The sequence below is a fragment of the Thalassobaculum fulvum genome (assembly GCF_014652915.1).
Lineage (GTDB): Bacteria > Pseudomonadota > Alphaproteobacteria > Thalassobaculales > Thalassobaculaceae > Thalassobaculum_A > Thalassobaculum_A fulvum.
On sequence record NZ_BMZS01000016.1, the window covers coordinates 116,923 to 133,244 of the forward strand.

The 16,322-nt window shown below is 71.3% G+C and carries 18 protein-coding genes, 1 other RNA gene and 1 pseudogene; 7 read left to right on the forward strand and 13 right to left on the reverse strand.

All coding sequences use genetic code 11. The annotated features are described in order from the left end of the window. Positions 1-3: 3 nt before the first annotated feature. The 13 genes from tolQ to IE246_RS26945 all read right to left on the reverse strand — a co-directional run bounded on the left by tolQ (position 4) and on the right by IE246_RS26945 (position 9,166). Positions 4-735, reverse strand: coding sequence for a protein TolQ (tolQ, locus tag IE246_RS26885; RefSeq protein WP_189995602.1), 732 nt, complete (start codon positions 733-735; stop codon positions 4-6). Positions 736-753: 18 nt separating this feature from the next. Next, a complete protein-coding gene (gene ybgC / locus IE246_RS26890) occupies positions 754-1,236 on the reverse strand; it encodes a tol-pal system-associated acyl-CoA thioesterase (protein WP_189995604.1) in 483 nt (160 codons plus the stop codon). After that, positions 1,229-2,332 (reverse strand): Holliday junction branch migration DNA helicase RuvB, encoded by a 1,104-nt coding sequence (gene ruvB / locus IE246_RS26895; RefSeq protein WP_189995605.1) that lies wholly within the window; start codon positions 2,330-2,332, stop codon positions 1,229-1,231. The genes ybgC and ruvB overlap by 8 nt, the downstream gene beginning before the upstream one ends. Continuing rightward, the gene (gene ruvA / locus IE246_RS26900; protein ID WP_189995606.1) at positions 2,329-2,955 is read right to left on the reverse strand and encodes a Holliday junction branch migration protein RuvA; all 627 of its coding nucleotides are present in this window, start codon (positions 2,953-2,955) and stop codon (positions 2,329-2,331) included. Before ruvA ends, ruvB begins: the two co-directional genes overlap by 4 nt. Continuing rightward, the gene (gene ruvC / locus IE246_RS26905) at positions 2,952-3,548 is read right to left on the reverse strand and encodes a crossover junction endodeoxyribonuclease RuvC (protein ID WP_189995607.1); all 597 of its coding nucleotides are present in this window, start codon (positions 3,546-3,548) and stop codon (positions 2,952-2,954) included. The genes ruvA and ruvC overlap by 4 nt, the downstream gene beginning before the upstream one ends. A gap of 35 nt (positions 3,549-3,583) precedes the next feature. Then, positions 3,584-4,330 carry a YebC/PmpR family DNA-binding transcriptional regulator gene (locus IE246_RS26910; protein ID WP_189995608.1) on the reverse strand — a complete coding sequence of 249 codons (747 nt, stop codon included), beginning with the start codon at positions 4,328-4,330 and terminating at the stop codon, positions 3,584-3,586. Between the two features lie 193 nt (positions 4,331-4,523). Next, positions 4,524-5,909: a GSCFA domain-containing protein gene (locus tag IE246_RS26915; RefSeq protein WP_189995609.1), complete on the reverse strand. Its 1,386-nt coding sequence runs from the start codon at positions 5,907-5,909 to the stop codon at positions 4,524-4,526. A 55-nt stretch (positions 5,910-5,964) separates the two neighbouring features. Further along, positions 5,965-6,681, reverse strand: a complete 717-nt coding sequence (locus IE246_RS26920) for a transposase (RefSeq protein WP_189995610.1) — start codon at positions 6,679-6,681, stop codon at positions 5,965-5,967. A gap of 258 nt (positions 6,682-6,939) precedes the next feature. Continuing rightward, positions 6,940-7,752 carry a TIGR00282 family metallophosphoesterase gene (locus IE246_RS26925; protein ID WP_189995611.1) on the reverse strand — a complete coding sequence of 271 codons (813 nt, stop codon included), beginning with the start codon at positions 7,750-7,752 and terminating at the stop codon, positions 6,940-6,942. Positions 7,753-7,757: 5 nt separating this feature from the next. Continuing rightward, complete coding sequence (locus IE246_RS26930) at positions 7,758-8,372, reverse strand: 5-formyltetrahydrofolate cyclo-ligase (protein WP_189995612.1); 615 nt, start codon at positions 8,370-8,372, stop codon at positions 7,758-7,760. 65 nt (positions 8,373-8,437) lie between these two features. Further along, positions 8,438-8,597: non-coding RNA, 6S RNA (ssrS, locus tag IE246_RS26935), on the reverse strand. An 11-nt stretch (positions 8,598-8,608) separates the two neighbouring features. Next, positions 8,609-8,938, reverse strand: a complete 330-nt coding sequence (locus tag IE246_RS26940) for a cell division protein ZapA (protein WP_189995614.1) — start codon at positions 8,936-8,938, stop codon at positions 8,609-8,611. A gap of 3 nt (positions 8,939-8,941) precedes the next feature. Further along, on the reverse strand, positions 8,942-9,166 hold the full coding sequence (locus IE246_RS26945) for a hypothetical protein (protein WP_189995615.1): 225 nt from the start codon (positions 9,164-9,166) through the stop codon (positions 8,942-8,944). A 263-nt stretch (positions 9,167-9,429) separates the two neighbouring features. Between IE246_RS26945 and tkt the strand changes: the two genes are divergently transcribed. The 7 genes and pseudogenes from tkt to IE246_RS26980 all read left to right on the forward strand — a co-directional run. Continuing rightward, positions 9,430-11,457: a transketolase gene (gene tkt, locus IE246_RS26950; protein ID WP_189995617.1), complete on the forward strand. Its 2,028-nt coding sequence runs from the start codon at positions 9,430-9,432 to the stop codon at positions 11,455-11,457. A 69-nt stretch (positions 11,458-11,526) separates the two neighbouring features. Next, complete coding sequence (gap, locus tag IE246_RS26955; protein WP_189995626.1) at positions 11,527-12,537, forward strand: type I glyceraldehyde-3-phosphate dehydrogenase; 1,011 nt, start codon at positions 11,527-11,529, stop codon at positions 12,535-12,537. 35 nt (positions 12,538-12,572) lie between these two features. Then, positions 12,573-13,499: a class I fructose-bisphosphate aldolase gene (locus IE246_RS26960; protein ID WP_189995627.1), complete on the forward strand. Its 927-nt coding sequence runs from the start codon at positions 12,573-12,575 to the stop codon at positions 13,497-13,499. An 11-nt stretch (positions 13,500-13,510) separates the two neighbouring features. Continuing rightward, positions 13,511-14,182: a thiamine phosphate synthase gene (thiE, locus tag IE246_RS26965; protein WP_189995630.1), complete on the forward strand. Its 672-nt coding sequence runs from the start codon at positions 13,511-13,513 to the stop codon at positions 14,180-14,182. A 102-nt stretch (positions 14,183-14,284) separates the two neighbouring features. Then, a complete protein-coding gene (gene efp / locus IE246_RS26970) occupies positions 14,285-14,851 on the forward strand; it encodes an elongation factor P (protein WP_189995631.1) in 567 nt (188 codons plus the stop codon). 58 nt (positions 14,852-14,909) lie between these two features. Then, positions 14,910-15,728: an inositol monophosphatase family protein gene (locus IE246_RS26975; protein ID WP_189995633.1), complete on the forward strand. Its 819-nt coding sequence runs from the start codon at positions 14,910-14,912 to the stop codon at positions 15,726-15,728. A 95-nt stretch (positions 15,729-15,823) separates the two neighbouring features. Beyond that, positions 15,824-16,322: pseudogene (locus IE246_RS26980) on the forward strand (hypothetical protein); the annotation flags it as partial.

Below are 16,322 nucleotides of genomic sequence, written 5' to 3' on the forward strand. Positions count from 1 at the left end.
GGCCTACTGCCCCTCGTCCAGCTGACGCGACAGGATCGATCCGAACTCCGACGCGAAGCCCTCCAGCCGGGCGGCGTACTTGCCGAGGTCGCTGGAGATCTTGTTGTAGAAGATCACCGCCGGGATCGCCGCCACCAGGCCGAGCGCGGTCGCGAACAGCGCCTCGGCGATGCCGGGGGCGACGACCGCCAGGCTGGTGTTCTTGGACGCCGCGATCGACTGGAAGCTGTTCATGATGCCCCAGACCGTGCCGAACAGCCCGATGAACGGCGCCGTCGACCCGACCGAGGCCAGGAAGGTCATGCGCTTCTCGAGCGCCTCCATCTCGCGCGAGACGGTTAGCGCCATCACCTGGTCGATGCGCTGGCGCAGGCTGGCCCGGATCTCGTTGCCCTTCGCGGTGAGCCCGCGCGCCGCCGAGCGCCGCCACTCGCGCATCGCCGAGGCGAATACCGCCGACATCGGGTCCTCGGGATGGTTGCCCATCCGGTCGTACAGGTCCTCGAGCGACCCGCCCGACCAGAACGCCTCCTCGAAGTCCGAGGCGCGGCGCCGCAGCGAGCGCATCTTGAAGGTCTTGTCGAAGATGATCGCCCAGCAGATCACCGACGCGATCAGCAGCATGAACATCACGCCCTTCACGATCGGGTCGGCCGCCAGGAACAGGTCCCAGATACTCAGGGTGGACACCTCGGCCGCAGCCGTCCCGAGCGCAATCTGTGCGGTCTGATCCATACGCTTCCTCGTCGCTGATTACGCGGCGCCCGCCGCCCCGTGGCCCGCCGAACCGTCGCCCGCCGCCCGCTCGAAGGCCTCGCGAACCGGCCCGGGGATCCGGACCGGCCGCCCCCTGCCGTTCACGCAGGCGATAGTGAGGTCGAGGGCGACCAGCGCCCCGTCCTCGCCGCGCCGGTGGACCGTCTGCTCGGCCTCGATCGAAGCGCCCCGCCAGCCGGTCATCCGGGTCCGGACCTCCAGCGCGTCGTCGAGACGCGCCGGGGCCCGGTAGTCGATGGTGCAGCGGCGCACGATGAAGATCACGTCGTGTTCGTCGCGCAGCCGCGACTGGTCGATGCCGAGGCGCCGCAGGGTCTCGGTGCGAGCCCGTTCCGCGAACTGCAGGTAGTTGGCGTGATAGACGATGCCGCCGGCATCGGTGTCCTCGTAGTACACGCGCACCGGGAACCGGAACTCGCCGCCGGCGAGCGGCCCGACGGCCGCAGCGGGTTCAGCCATCGCCGTCCCCCAGCGTGTCGCCGTCCCCCAGCGGTTCGTCGTCCGGGACATCGCCCGGCAGCAGCTCGAGCTGGGCGGCGGCCACCGCGCTCGGCGTCAGGCCGAGATAGCGCCAGCCCGAGGCCGACAGGACGCGGCCGCGCGGGGTCCGCTGCAGCAGGCCCTGCTGCATCAGGTACGGCTCGATGACCTCCTCGATGACGTCGCGCTGTTCGCCCAGCGCCGCCCCGAGGGTCTCGGCACCGACCGGGCCGCCCCCGTAGTTCTCGGCGATGCAGGCGAGATAGCGTCGGTCCATGGCGTCCAGCCCGCGACGGTCGATGTCGAGGCGGGTGAGCGCGGCGTCGGCGATCCCGGCATCGACCCGGCCGCTGCCGGCGACCGCCGCGAAATCGCGCACCCGCCGCAGCAAACGCCCGGCCACCCGCGGGGTTCCGCGGGCCCGGCGGGCGATCTCGGCGGCCCCGTCCTCGGCCAGGTCGAGGTCCAGCAGGCGGGCGCCGCGCCGGACGATGCCGGTCAGTTCCTCGGGGCTGTAGAACTCCAGCCGCAGTGGAATCCCGAAGCGCTCGCGCAGCGGCCGGGTGATCAGGCCCGACCGCGTGGTGGCCGCCACCAGGGTGAATGGCGGCAGGTCGATGCGGATCGAACGCGCCGACGGCCCCTCACCGATGATCAGGTCGAGCTGGAAGTCCTCCATGGCCGGATAGAGCACTTCCTCTACGGCAGGATTGAGGCGGTGTATCTCGTCGATGAACAGCACGTCGCGCGGCCCGAGATTGGTCAGCAGCGCCGCCAGGTCGCCGGCCTTGGCGATCACCGGGCCGGAGGTCGCCCGGAAGTTCACGCCGAGCTCGCGCGCGACGATCTGGGCCAGCGTGGTCTTGCCGAGGCCGGGCGGGCCGAACAGCAGCACGTGGTCCAGCGCCTCGCCGCGGCCGCGGGCCGCCTCGATGAACACCTTGAGGTTCCGGCGCACCGCCTGCTGGCCGGTGAAGTCGTCCAGGGTCTGCGGCCGCAGGCTGGTCTCGCCGGCGTCCTCGGGCGCCCGCTCGCCGTCGATCAGCCGGTCGGGCGCGTCGTCGTCGGTGGTCACGACGCCAGCTCCTTCAGGCCGAGGGTGATCAGCCTGTCGAGCGCCGCCGCCTCGCCGAGCGCCTGGCGAGCATTGCTGACGGCACCGAACGCCTCGGCCCGGCCGTAGCCGAGATTGACCAGGGCCGACACTGCATCGGCCATGGTGTCGTCACCGGCATGGCCGGCGACCGCGGCGGCCCGAGCCGGGGCGGTGGCGTCGGCGCCGAGCCCGAGCGCCACGTTGACGGTCTTGTCCTTCAGCTCGTTCACGATGCGCTGCGCCAGCTTCGGGCCGACCCCGTCGGCCCGGGTCAGCATCGCCCGGTCCTGGGCGGCGATCGCCGTGAACACCTCGTCCGGCGACAGCACCGACAGGATCGACAGCCCGTGCTTCGCCCCCACCCCCTGCACGGTCTGCAGCATCCGGAAGCAGGTCCGCTCGGCCGCCGAGGCGAAGCCGTAGAGGTGGATGTGGTCCTCGCGCACATGGGTGTCGACCAGCACCGACACCGCCGCCCCGGGCTGGCCGAGGGCGGTCAGGGTGCGGGCCGAGGCGAACACCAGATAGCCGACCCCGCCGACGTCGATCACCGCCGCACCGTCGGCCAGCGAGTCCAGGATGCCCTTCAGCTTGGCGATCACGACCGCGCACCCCCCGCTTCCTTGGCCAGCGCCGCGGCGATCGCCCGCTGCAGGCCGGGCTGCACGGTCGAGCCGGCCGCCGACTTGCGGACCGCGGTACCGGCGGTCGTGCCGTAGGAGTTCCGGGCCTGGACGTAGTGCGCGTGGCAGACCGCCACCGCCAGAGCGTCGGCCGCGTCGGCGCCGGCGATCCGGGCACCGGGCAGCAGCGTGGCGATCATCGCCTGCACCTGTTCCTTGGTGGCGCTGCCGGTCCCGACCACCGATTTCTTGACCCGCTTCGGGGCGTACTCCGCGACCGGCAGGCCGGCCTTGGCCGGCGCCAGCAGCACGACGCCGCGGGCCAGGCCGAGCTTGAGGGTCGATTCCGGGTTGCGGTTGACGAAGGTCTCCTCGACCGCCGCCTCGGCCGGCCGCCAGCGCTCGATCAGTTCGAGCACGGCGTCGTAGAGCTGGGTCAGCCGGGTGGCGATCGGGGCGTCGCCGTCGGAGCGCACGGTGCCGTCGGCGACGTGCCGGAGCGCGTGGCCGTCGGTCTCGATCACGCCCCATCCGGTGTTGCGCAGGCCGGGGTCGAGCCCGATCAGCCGCATCCAGGCCTCCGTTTGGCCGATTCGGATTGCCCCGATCAGGCCGTCAGTTTCGCCATCACCTCGTCCGGGATCTCGAAGTTCGCCGAGACCTGCTGGACGTCGTCGTTGTCCTCGAGCTGGTTGAACAGCTTGAGCAGGGTGCCAGCCTGGTCTTCGTCGACCGCCACGGTGTTCAGCGGCTTCCAGGTGAGCTGCGCCGACTGGGCCGGGCCGAGCTTGTCCTCCAGCGCCTCGCGGACGGCGTGGAAATCCTCGACCGCGCAGGTGACCTCGTGCTCGGACTCGGTCGACTCGGCGTTCTCGGCGCCGGCCTCGATCGCCGCCTCCAGCACGTCGTCGGCGCTGCCGGCCTCGGCCGGATAGACGATCTGGCCGACCCGGCTGAACATGAAAGACACCGAGTTGGTTTCGCCGAGGTTGCCGCCGAACTTCGAGAAGGTCGAACGCACCTCCGAGGCGGTGCGGTTGCGGTTGTCGGTCAGGGTGTCGACGATCATCGCCACGCCGCCCGGGCCGTAACCCTCGTAGCGCATTTCCTCGAAGTTGGTGTCGTCGCCGCCGCCCGCGCCCTTCTTGATCGCCCGCTCGATGTTGTCCTTCGGCATGTTCTCCTTGCGCGCCGCCTGGATGGCGGAGCGAAGCGCCGGGTTGGACGCCGGGTCGTCGCCGGCCTTCGCGGCCACCTGCAGTTCGCGGGTCAGGCGCGTGAAGATCTTGGCGCGCTTCTTATCCTGCGCGCCCTTGCGGTACATGATGTTCTTGAACTGGGAATGACCAGCCATCTCATACACTCCCGACCGCGACGACTCGTGCCGCGGTTGCTGCCTCTATACCAGATGTGGGGGTCCGGCGCATCACCGCCCGAAGGGGGACGCGCTCCGGCCCGACGCCGATGCGGCGCCGGCGCGCTTCTAGCATGCGGGCCGTCCGGCGTCGCGGGTTTTGACGTGCGAGACGCCGGCGCCGGCAGCGCCGTCAGGCGACCGGCTCGAAGTAGTGCTCGACGAACAGCTTGATGACCCGGCCGATCATCTCCGGGTCCGGGTGGCGGGGGTTGTCCTCGCCGCCGTACAGCGAGCGGCCCAGGTGCCCGCCGAGCCAGCGGAACGCCTCGAAGGACGGCCAGTAGCGCAGCCGGCCCCCGGACCGCTGCAGCGCGGTCTCGATGGCGACCCGCAGGGTCGACTTGCTGACCGCGTCGGCGGCGAAGATCGAGGTGCCCTCGCGCATGGTGGCGATCAGCGGCACCGGCGACAGGGTGCACACCACCGGCACGTCGCCGGCCAGCCGGCGCAGCCCGTCGCAGATCGCCAGCAGGTTCTCGGCGTTCTGCTCGACCGTGCTCAGCATGTGCTCGTGGCGGCCGGGGTCGAACTGGCTGGCCGGCACGCCGCGCCAGTACACCCCGTCGGTAGTCCGGTCCTTCCAGACCTCGGCGACCCCGACGGTGACGATGAAGCCGCCGGCCGCGGCCAGGGCCTTGCGGAACGCCTCGCGGTCCTTGTCGGCGTCCCAGCGCTCCATCCGGCCGTCGGCGGCCTTCTCGTAGGAATAGACCAGCTCGTCGCGGCCCTCGACCCAGTCGACGAACTGGCGCACCGCGAAGGTGTTGTTCAGGCCCTCGGGGATCGGCACCCGGTCGGCGTGCCGGCCGTGGCGGATCAGGAACTGCCGGATGTGCTGGGCGAAGCACGAGCCGATCGTCACCACCGACTTGTCCGAGGCGATGACCGGCCGGTCCGGCAGGTAGCCGTGGAAGATGTCGCGCCGCATGACCAGCTCGAGGTCGTCGAAGTCCTCGATATGCCGCGGAAAGAACCGGGCCGCCGTGGTCCGGAAGAACCGTTCGTCGGCGTCGGGCTCGGTGCGGTCGACGAACCGGCCGATCTCGCCGCGGCCGCCCCAGCCCCAGTTCTCGCGGATCTTCCAGAGCTGCTCTTTCGGCTGGTTGGCCCCGGGATCGATCGCCAGCGCCCGCTCCATGCAGCGGACCGCCTCGTCCAGCCGGTCGTGGTTGCGCAGCACCATGCCGCCGTACAGCAGGCCGGCGTAGGACGACGGATGCGCGACCAGGCAGCGCCGCATCCGCCGCAGGGTCCGCCGGTCGCCGGCGCGGTCGAGCAGCAGGAACGCCTCGTTGGCGGCCTCATCGGTCGGGTCGATCATCAGGACCCGCCGCAGCAGGGCGGCGTGCAGGGCCGGGCCCTTGCCGTCGCCGAGCGCGTCGATCAGCCGGGCATACGCCGCGGCGGCCGACGGTTCGCGCAGCGCGAGGTTGCGCGCGTGGAACAGCCGCAGGACGCGCTGCCGGCGCGCCTGCTCCTCCGCCGTGACCGCCCCTGCCGAACCCGCGCCGCTCATGATCCTAGAATACACCGCCCCGCGCACGCCCGAATCCCGAAAATCGTTCCGGCGCTTATTTCGGTGACAGTGCACTCGTCTTCGGCTTCGGCCCCGGCTTCCCGGGCTTGAGCCGCCGGCCGGTGAGCGCCTCCAGCCGGTCGAGGAAACCGTCGTCGCCGAGCGGCCGGCCGACGCTCTCGGCCCGCCGCAGCGCCCGGAACTCGTCGACGCCCTCGTCCGCCGCCAGCAGCGCCGCGAAGTCCGGATAGCGCTCGGCGACCGGCGCGGTGTCGGTCACGCCGTCGCCCCCGTCGAGCCCCGCGCCCCCGTCGAGCCCCGAGCCGCCGACCCGCCCGAGCTGGGCGTGCACGCTCGACCACGGCCAGTCCTCGGCCCGCGCGGCGAGCCCGGCGCGCACCGGGTTGAGCGCGACGTAGCGCAGGGCCGCCATCAGGTGCGGCTCGTCCATCGCCACGCAGCCGAACCGGCCCTGCCAGAAATGCCCGGTGCGCCCGAGCCGCGCGTGCATCCGCCCGGCATGGGCGCGGTGCAGCCGGGCGAGCGCGCGCCTGAGGCCGTCCTCGTCGCCCGGGGTCAGGACCAGGTGCACGTGGTTCGGCATCAGCACCCAGGCCCACACTTCGACGCCGGCCGCCCGGCACTCGGCGCCGAGCCGGTCGCGGTAGAACCGGTAGTCGTCGTCCTCGAGGAAGGTCCGCGCCCGGCCGTTGCCCCGCTGGGTGACGTGGTGCGGGATGCCGGGGATCACGGTGCGCGCCATGCGGGCCATCGGCAGATCCTGGCAGAGTGGGCGGCGGCGGTCAATTCAGTGCACTGTCACCGGAATTCCCAATTCAGTGCACTGTCACCGGAATTCCCAATTCAGTGCACTGTCACCGGAATTCCCACCGGAATTCTTGCCCTGGGCGGTCACCACGATGTCGACATGGCCTTGCCAGTCCCCCGACGCTCCAAGCCACGATCGCCGGATTATCGCGCCTTCGGGCGCGACTACCAATAGGCGTGAACGGGAGACCGCGAGACCGCCCTACCCCGGCATCGCCTGGCTCAGCACGCCGCCGAGCCGGACCGGCGCCACGCGCTTGGCCAGGCCGGTCGAATCGTCGGTCTCGACGAACACGCCGCACAGGGTCGCCTCGCCGTCGGCCGCCTCCAGGCGCGGGGTCGGCAGCTTGCGGGTGAAGCGGTCGATCGGCGCTTCCTTCTTCATGCCGATCACGCTGTCGTAGTCGCCGCACATGCCGGCGTCGGTCTGGTAGGCGGTGCCGTTCGCCAGGATCATGGTGTCGGCGGTCGGCACGTGGGTGTGGGTGCCGACCACCAGCGACACCCTTCCGTCGAAGGCGTGGCCGAACGCCATCTTCTCGCTGCTCGCCTCGCCGTGCAGGTCGACCACGATGGCGTCGGCGTCCTGGCCGAGCGCCCAGCCCTCGATCGCCTTCTCGACCGCGGCGAACGGGTCGTCGAGCGGGTCCATGAACAGCCGGCACATGACGTTGATCACCAGCACCCGGTGGCCGCGGTGCGATTCGAACACCCCGGCCCCGGTACCGGGCGCGCCGGCCGGGAAGTTGACCGGGCGCAGCAGCGCCGGGTCGTCGGCGATGTAGTCGAGGATCTCGCGCTGGTCCCAGACGTGGTTGCCGGTGGTGATCACGTCGACCCCGGCGTCGTACAGCTCGGTGCAGATCTTGGCGGTGATGCCGAAGCCGGCGGCGGCGTTCTCGCCGTTGCAGATCACGAAATCGGCCCCGAGGTCGCGGATCAGGCCCGGCAGGCGCTCGGTGACGACGGTGCGGCCGGAACGCCCGACCACGTCGCCCAGGAACAGCAGACGCAACGCGATTACTCCGTGAAGTCGAGATAGGCGCGCTCGGTCACCACGCCGTCGAGCCGGGCATCCTCGGGTCCCGCCGGGACCGAGTCGACCTCCTGCCCGGCATAGGCGATGCCGATCGCCTGGACCGCGAACCGGCCGCGCAGGCCGGCCAGCGTCCGGTCGTAGAACCCGCCGCCATAGCCGAGTCGGCGGCCGGCCCGGTCGAAGGCGAGCATGGGGATGAGCAGGAGCTGCGGTTCCACAACGTCGGCGGCCTCGCCCGGCTGCATGGTGCCGTACGGGCCCGGCTCCAGCGGCTCGTCCTCGTCCCAGGCCCGGAACACCAGGGGCTCGCCGGGCGCCGCCACCACCGGCAGGGCGATCCGGCAGCCGCGGGCCGACAGCTCGGACAGGGTCGGGCGCGGATCCAGTTCGTCGCGCATCGGCCAGTAGCCGGCGACCACGGTGCCGCCGGCCGGGGCGAACGAGGCGGCGACCAGAGCGGCTACCCGGGAACCCGCATCGGGCGCCGCCGCGGCGATCTCCGCGCGGCGTTCCCGCATCGGACGGCGAAGCGCCGCCTTGGCGGCGCGCAACTCGTCCAGGTCGACGTAGGTTTCCGGCTCGTCTCGGTCGGTCATGAGCTCCAGGAAGGTCGGGGCCGGCAGGGCCCGAGACGTCTCGGCCGGTCTCGGGCAGGAAGCGTGACGGAGCCGCCTCGGCCGTCGGTCAGTGCATACCCTTCTGTGGCCTGCCAAGCAGGTGGGCGCCGCAATGCCGAGACCTCGGTCCCGACAGAGGCAGCTCCCTTGAAGGATGGTATCGCCCCAGGGGTAAAGTCGGCCTAACGCACCGCGCAGCCCCGTCGAGCCCCAATCTAGGAAGCCTCGAGCCGTCCCGCAATACGCTCGATGCGCTCGGCCAGTCCTTCGACCGACAGCGCGAGGTCGTCCAGCTCGCTCGGGCTGAACTCCTCCTCGCCCTCGTCGACCACGTGGGCGGCGTCGCGCAGGTCCATCAGCTCGTCGGCCACCAGCAGGCTGGCCATCACCAGCAGCCTCGTGTCGCCGACCTGGCCGACCTGGCCGACCAGGTCCTTGACGTGGGCGTCGACCATCTGCGCCAGGTCGCGCAGCCGCGGCTCCTGCCCGTCCTCGCAGGCGATCCGGTAGGCCTTGCCGTTGATCTGGATGTCGACCTGCGCCACGCCTCAGTTCTCCAGCACGAGCTCGAGCCGGCCGATCGTGCGCTGCAGGCGGCCGTCGACCTCCTCGGCGGTCCTGGCCAGTGCCGCATAGTCGCGCTTGACCGCCGCCAGCTCCGCCTTCAGCGCGGCGTCGCCGACCCCGTCCGCGTCCCCGAGTCCGTCGAGCGCGGCCTCCAGCCGGGCCACCGCCTTCTCCAGCCTGTCCCGCGCCGTCGCCAGTCGCGACATGTGGATTGCCTCTCGTGGTTCGAGATCGCGCTTCGCCGGTTGCCCAACTCCAAGGTTCCCGCGATTCAAGGCGTAAGCCTGCGACCTTGAAGCGGCGCATGATACCGGCGGCAGGGTCCGCCCGTCAACGCGACCGGCACGCAGCCGAGCCATGCCCACCCCCGGCCCCACGCACGGCTTGACGCGCCATCCCGGAGCGGTATTTTCCGCGCCACCAAGGCGCCGGCCGAGTCCGGCCCGCCCCCGATCCCGCGACACGCGCCATGACATCTACGCCCTCGGCCCGCGGCGCCGCTCTGTCCCCCGCCGACCACAAGTCCCTCGCGAGCGCCGTCCGTGCGCTGTCGATGGACGCGGTGGAGGCCGCCAACTCCGGCCACCCCGGCATGCCGATGGGCATGGCCGACGCGGCCGTGGTGCTTTTCTCAGAGCAGCTCCGCTTCGATCCCCGCCGCCCGGACTGGCCGGACCGCGACCGCTTCGTGCTGTCGGCCGGCCACGGCTCGATGCTGCTGTACTCGCTGCTTCATCTGACCGGCTATCCGGACATGACCATCGACGAGCTGAGGCAGTTCCGCCAGCTCGGCTCGAAGACCCCCGGTCACCCGGAATACGGCCACGCCGCCGGCGTCGAGACCACCACCGGCCCGCTCGGCCAGGGCTTCGGCAACGCCGTCGGCATGGCGATCGCCGAGCGTCACCTGAACGCCCGGTTCGGCGACGACCTGGTCGACCACCGCACCTGGGTGATCGCCGGCGACGGCTGCCTGATGGAGGGCATCAGCCACGAGTCGGCGTCGCTGGCCGGCCATCTCGGCCTCGGCCGGCTGAACGTGCTGTGGGACGACAACCACATCTCGATCGACGGCCCGACCAGCCTGACCCTGTCCGACGACGTGCAGGCCCGCTTCCGGTCCTACGGCTGGCACGTGGTCGCCTGCGACGGGCACGACCCGGCGGCGCTGTCGGCGGCGCTGGCGGAAGCCGCCGCCGATCCGCGGCCGTCGCTGATCGCCTGCCGGACCACCATCGGCTTCGGCGCGCCGACCAAGGCCGGGACCGCCGGCAGCCACGGCGCGCCGCTCGGCGCGACCGAGATCGCCGGCGCCCGCGAGGCGCTCGGCTGGCCGCACCCGCCGTTCGAGATCCCGACCCAGGTGATGGCGGTCGGCATGCGCCTCGGCGACCGCGGCGCGGCCGAGCAGGAGGCCTGGCTGGGCCGGCTGGAAGCCGTCGACCCGGCGGTCCGCGCCGAGTTCGAGCGGGTGATGGCGGGCGAGCTGCCGGAAGACCTCGCCGACGCCGTGCAGTCCCTGAAGGCCACCCTGGCCTCCGACCCGCCGAAGCTGGCGACCCGCGTCGCCTCGCAGCGCGCGATCGAGGCGATCGCGCCGGTGATGCCGGAACTGCTGGGCGGCTCGGCCGACCTGTCGGGCTCCAACAACACCAAGGTCAAGGCGCAGCAGCCGTTCACCCGCGACGACGCGGCCGGCAGCTACCTCCACTACGGCGTTCGCGAGCACGCCATGGCGGCCGCCATGAACGGCATGGCGCTGCACGGCGGCGTGGTGCCCTACGGCGGCACCTTCCTGGTGTTCACCGACTACTGCCGGCCGTCGATCCGCCTGGCCGCGCTGATGGGCATCCGGGTGGTGTTCGTGATGACCCACGACTCCATCGGCCTCGGCGAGGACGGCCCGACCCACCAGCCGGTCGAGCAGCTGGCGGCCCTGCGCTGCATCCCGAACCTGCACGTGCACCGGCCGGCCGACGCGATCGAGACCGCCGAGTGCTGGCAGCTGGCGCTGGAGCGCCGCGACGGCCCGTCGGTGCTGGCGCTGACCCGCCAGGGTCTGCCGGCGGTGCGGACCGTGCACTCGGGCGACAACCGGTCGCGCCGCGGCGGCTACGTGCTGCTGGAGGCCGACGGCGGCCGCCGGGTGACGCTGATCGCCACCGGCTCCGAGGTCGACATCGCCCGCAAGGCGCGCGACCTGCTGGCCGCCGACGGCATCGGCGCCGCCGTGGTGTCGATGCCGTGCCGCGAGCTGTTCGCCGGCCAGGACGCGGAGTATCGCGCCCAGGTCCTGGGCGACGGCGCCGTGCGGGTGGCGGTCGAGGCCGGCGTGCGGATGCCGTGGGAGGCCGATATCGGTCCGGACGGCGGCTTCGTCGGCATGTCGACCTTCGGCGCGTCGGGTCCGTACGAGAAGCTTTACGAGCACTTCGGGATCACGCCGCAGGCGGTGGCCGACGAGGCCCGCCGGCTGCTGGCGGCGAAGGAAGACTGAATTCGGGCGGCGATGGCCGCAACCCGGCTGCCGGGTGAAGGTTGACGTAGGGTCGAGGAGGAAGTGTCCATGGCGACGAAGATCGCGATCAACGGGTTCGGGCGGATCGGCCGGCTGGTGCTGCGCGCCCTGTACGAGAGCGGGCGGGACGACCTGCAGGTGGTGGCGATCAACGACCTCGGCCCGGTCGAGACCAATGCCCACCTGTTCCGCTACGACAGCGTCCACGGCCGGTTCCCCGGCCAGGTCGCGACCGGCGACGACTGGATGGACATCGGCAAGGGCAAGATCAAGGTGACCGCCGAGCGCGATCCCGCCAAGCTGCCGCACGGCGAGCTGGGCGTCGACATCGCGCTGGAATGCACGGGCATCTTCACGGCGCGCGAGAAGGCCGCCCTGCACCTGGAGGCCGGCGCCAAGCGGGTGCTGATCTCGGCCCCGGCGACCGGCGCCGACCTGACGGTCGTGTACGGCGTCAACCACGACAAGATCGGCAAGGAGCACACCGTTCTCTCGAACGCGTCGTGCACCACCAACTGCCTCGCCCCGGTCGCCTTCGTGCTGCACAACGCGATCGGCATCGAGCGCGGCTACATGACCACGATCCACTCCTACACCGGCGACCAGCCGACCCTGGACACCATGCACAAGGACCTGCACCGGGCCCGTGCGGCGGCGATGTCGATGATCCCGACCTCGACCGGCGCGGCCAAGGCGGTCGGCCTGGTGCTGCCGGAGCTGGCGGGCAAGCTCGACGGCACCTCGATCCGGGTGCCGACCCCGAACGTCAGCGTCATCGACTTCAAGTTCGTGCCGAAGAAGAAGACCACCGTCGAGGAGGTCAACGCGGCGCTCGAGGCGGCCGCCGGGAGCAACGCCCTCAAGGGCGTCCTCGGCATCAACACGGCACCCCTGGTCTCCAGCGACTTCAACCACGACAGCCACAGCTCGACCGCCGACCTGAAGCAGACCCAGGTGATCGAGGGCGAGCTGGTGCGCGTGCTGTCCTGGTACGACAACGAGTGGGGCTTCTCGAACCGGATGCTCGACACCGCGGCGGCGATCGCCCGCACCCTCTGACATCAGGCCTCTGCCGGATCCCCAAGGAGACGACGATGAAGATCACCCAGCGGGTCAAGAAGATCCTGGACTGCTACGAGAGCGACAACCCGGGCACCAAGGCCAACCTCGCCCGCATCCTGATGCAGGGCAAGCTGGGCGGCACCGGCAAGCTGGTCATCCTGCCGGTCGACCAGGGCTTCGAGCACGGCCCGGCGCGCAGCTTCGCGCCGAACCCGCCGGCCTACGACCCGCACTACCACTACAAGCTGGCGATCGACGCCGGGCTGTCGGCCTACGCCGCCCCGCTCGGCATGCTGGAGGCCGGCGCCGACAGCTTCGCCGGCGCCATCCCGACCATCCTCAAGGTCAACTCCTCGAACAGCCTGGCCCGCGACAAGGAAGCCCCGTCCCAGGCCATCACCGGCTCGGTGATGGACGCCCTGCGCCTCGGCTGCTCGGCGATCGGTTTCACGATCTACCCGGGGTCGGACGCGCAGTTCGAGATGATGGGGCAGATCCGCGAGATGGCCGAGGAGGCCAAGTCGGTCGGCCTGGCGGTGGTGATGTGGTCGTATCCGCGCGGCGGCAACCTCGTGAAGGAGGCCGAGACCGCGGTCGACATCTGCGCCTACGCCGCGCACATGGCGGCCCTGATGGGCGCCCACATCATCAAGGTGAAGCCGCCGACCGCCGCCATGGGCCTGGATGCCGCCAAGAAGGTGTACGAGGCCCAGAAGATCAAGACCGACACCCTGGCCGACCGCATCCGCCACGTCATGCAGGCGTCGTTCAACGGCCGCCGCATCGTGGTGTTCTCGGGCGGCGAGGCGAAGGACCTGGACGGCATCCTGGGCGAGATCCGCGAGCTCGCCGCCGGCGGTGCGAACGGCTCGATCATCGGCCGCAACACCTTCCAGCGGCCGCGCGACGAGGCCCTGGCGATGCTCGGCCAGATCATCGACATCTACCGCAAGGCGTGAGCCGCAAGGGCGTGAGCCACAATGACACCGGGTCGGGGGCGACGCTCGATGAACGCGCCCCCACCCAGCTCTACCTGATCACCCCGCCCCGCATCGACGACGTCGACGGCTTCGCCGACCGGCTGGCCGAGGCGCTCGACGCCGGGCCGGTGGCCTGCCTGCAGATCCGCCTGAAGGACATCGACGACGACAGCGTCAAGCGCGTGACCGAGCGCCTGCTGGAGGTCAGCCACGCGCGGGGCGTGCCGGTGCTGATGAACGACCGCCCGGACCTGGCGCTGGCGACCGGCTGCGACGGCGTGCATGTCGGCCAGGACGACACCCCCTACGCCGAGGCGCGCCGGCTGCTGGGCGGCCGGGCGATGATCGGCGTCACCTGCCACGCCAGCCGCCACCTGGCGATGGAGGCGGCCGAGGCCGGCGCCGACTACGTGGCGTTCGGCGCGTTCTTCCCGACCGGGACCAAAGAGGCCAAGGCCCGCGCCCCGCTGGAGATCCTGGAGTGGTGGCAGGACATCGCGCTGGTGCCCTGCGTCGCCATCGGCGGCATCACCCCGGAGAACTGCCGCCCGCTGGTCGAGGCCGGCGCCGACTTCCTCGCGGTGGTCGGTGCGGTGTGGAACCACCCGCAGGGACCCGGCGCCGCCGTCAAGGCGTTCGAGAAGGCGATGGCCGGAGCGTAGACTCCGCGCGCCTCGCCTGATACAAGCCCGCGCGTCCCGGAATCGCAGGTGCCGGCGCCTGCGCGTCTCCGGGCATCCCATGTCAGTCACGGAATTCCGGCCATGAAGATCAACGGCAACGCGGTGCGCATCGGCAACGTGATCGAGCACCAGAATCGGCTGTGGGTGGTCACCAAGACCCAGGCCGTGAAGCCCGGCAAGGGCGGCGCCTTCAACCAGGTCGAGATGAAGGACATCCGCTCCGGTACCAAGCTGAACGAGCGGTTCCGCGCCGACGAGCAGGTCGAGCGGGTGCGCCTGGAACAGCGCGCGGCGACCTTCCTGTTCCGCGAGGGCGACATGCTGACCTTCATGGACAGCGAGACCTACGAGCAGACGCCGATCAACGTCGAGCTGGTCGGTGAGCCGGCGGCCTTCCTGCAGGACGGCATGGAGGTCCAGATCGAGTCCTACGAGGAAGAGCCGCTGTCGGTGGTGCTCCCCGACACCGTGGTGATGGAGGTCGTCGAGGCCGACGCCGTGGTGAAGGGCCAGACCGCGTCGAGCTCCTACAAGCCGGCGGTGCTCGAGAACGGCGTCCGCGTCATGGTGCCGCCGTTCATCGAGACCGGCACCCGGATCGTGGTGAAGACCGAGGACGCCACCTACGTCGAGCGCGCCAAGGACTGAGCGTGCAACCGGCCGCGATCCGCGCGGCCGCGCCTGTGTCACCTTCGGGAGAACGCCGATGGCCGCCCGTTCGGCCCTGTACAACGTGGTCTTCAAGGCCTGCCAGAAGGCCTCGCGCAGCCTCAAGCGCGACTTCGGCGAGGTCGAGAACCTGCAGGTCTCGAAAAAGGGACCGGTCGACTTCGTGTCGACCGCCGACCATCAGGCCGAGAAGATCCTGAAGGACGAGCTGAGCCGGGCACGTCCCGAGTTCGGATTCCTGATGGAGGAGTCCGGCAAGGTCGAGACCGACGATCCGCGCGGCCGGCGCTGGATCGTCGATCCGCTCGACGGCACCCTGAACTTCCTGCACGGCATCCCGCACTTCGCGATCTCGGTGGCCGCCGAGGAGAACGGCGAGATCGTCGCCGGCGCGGTCTACCAGCCGCTGACCGACGAGTTCTTCTGGGCGGAGAAGGGCGGCGGGGCGTTCCTGAACGACCGGCGCCTGCGGGTGTCCGGACGGCGCAACCTGCAGGAGGCGGTGTTCGCCACCGGCATCCCGGTCACCGGGCTCGGCGGCGACCACGATCGCTTCATGACCTACCAGCGCGCCGTCATGGAGAACTGCGCCGGGGTGCGCCGTTTCGGCGCCGCCGCCCTCGACCTCGCCTGGGTCGCGGCCGGCCGGTTCGACGGGTTCTGGGAGATGCGGCTGAATCCGTGGGACATCGCCGCCGGCCTGCTGCTGGTCAGGGAGGCTGGCGGTTACGTTTCCGATTTCCAGGCGCGCGCCAATGTGCTCGAATCGGGGGATATCGTGGCCGCCAACGACCATCTGCACGGCCCGATGCTGAAGCTTTTCCGGAACGCGAAGTCGAAGGCCGGCGCGGCCTGAAGCCCTCTCCGGACCGGTGGCCGCGGCGCCCGGTGTTGTCGCGCCGGGCGCCTCTGGTATAACGAATCGTCGAAAGACGTTCACCGGGAGGAACGATGAGGGGATCACGCACGCTCGCCGGCATCATGGTCGCGGCGGCGGCTGCCCTCGCGGCCGGAGCGGCGACGGCCCAGGTGCCGTACCAGATCGGCGACGACCGTCGCGACGTGACCGTGGACCTCGGCGTGCTGGAGAGCCTCGGCCCGGCGCCGACGGTTCCCGAGATGCTTCGCCCCGGCACCCCGGTCGGCGAACTCGGCTACGACCCGCGGGTCGGCTCGCTCGCCGCCATCCAGCCTTCGCAGCGCGGCGCCTATTCCTCCGGCCGCCCTGGCGCGCCGGCCATGGCCGGCGACCAGGCGCCGGCCCCGAACTGGCTGCGCCGCCCGGACGCGCCGCGCTATGCCCCGCTGCCCAGCACCCTGGGACGGACGCCGCCGCGGGGCTATGCACCGGCCCCGGCCGGCCCGCTCGCGACCGCACCGGCGCTCACGCCGCCGGGCCGCACGTCCCCGACTCTGACGCCGCCGCCGGCCGCGCGGCCGGCGGCGGCGT

What these genes read in the sequence shown, in the direction of transcription:
- tolQ (WP_189995602.1), bottom strand. Translation starts at nt 735, where the DNA reads ATGGATCAGACCGCACAGATTGCGCTCGGGACGGCTGCGGCCGAGGTG.
- ybgC (WP_189995604.1), bottom strand. Translation starts at nt 1,236, where the DNA reads ATGGCTGAACCCGCTGCGGCCGTCGGGCCGCTCGCCGGCGGCGAGTTC.
- ruvC (WP_189995607.1), bottom strand. Translation starts at nt 3,548, where the DNA reads ATGCGGCTGATCGGGCTCGACCCCGGCCTGCGCAACACCGGATGGGGC.
- IE246_RS26910 (WP_189995608.1), bottom strand. Translation starts at nt 4,330, where the DNA reads ATGGCTGGTCATTCCCAGTTCAAGAACATCATGTACCGCAAGGGCGCG.
- IE246_RS26915 (WP_189995609.1), bottom strand. Translation starts at nt 5,909, where the DNA reads ATGAGCGGCGCGGGTTCGGCAGGGGCGGTCACGGCGGAGGAGCAGGCG.
- IE246_RS26920 (WP_189995610.1), bottom strand. Translation starts at nt 6,681, where the DNA reads ATGGCCCGCATGGCGCGCACCGTGATCCCCGGCATCCCGCACCACGTC.
- IE246_RS26930 (WP_189995612.1), bottom strand. Translation starts at nt 8,372, where the DNA reads ATGACCGACCGAGACGAGCCGGAAACCTACGTCGACCTGGACGAGTTG.
- IE246_RS26945 (WP_189995615.1), bottom strand. Translation starts at nt 9,166, where the DNA reads ATGTCGCGACTGGCGACGGCGCGGGACAGGCTGGAGAAGGCGGTGGCC.
- tkt (WP_189995617.1), top strand. Translation starts at nt 9,430, where the DNA reads ATGACATCTACGCCCTCGGCCCGCGGCGCCGCTCTGTCCCCCGCCGAC.
- gap (WP_189995626.1), top strand. Translation starts at nt 11,527, where the DNA reads ATGGCGACGAAGATCGCGATCAACGGGTTCGGGCGGATCGGCCGGCTG.
- IE246_RS26960 (WP_189995627.1), top strand. Translation starts at nt 12,573, where the DNA reads ATGAAGATCACCCAGCGGGTCAAGAAGATCCTGGACTGCTACGAGAGC.
- efp (WP_189995631.1), top strand. Translation starts at nt 14,285, where the DNA reads ATGAAGATCAACGGCAACGCGGTGCGCATCGGCAACGTGATCGAGCAC.
- IE246_RS26975 (WP_189995633.1), top strand. Translation starts at nt 14,910, where the DNA reads ATGGCCGCCCGTTCGGCCCTGTACAACGTGGTCTTCAAGGCCTGCCAG.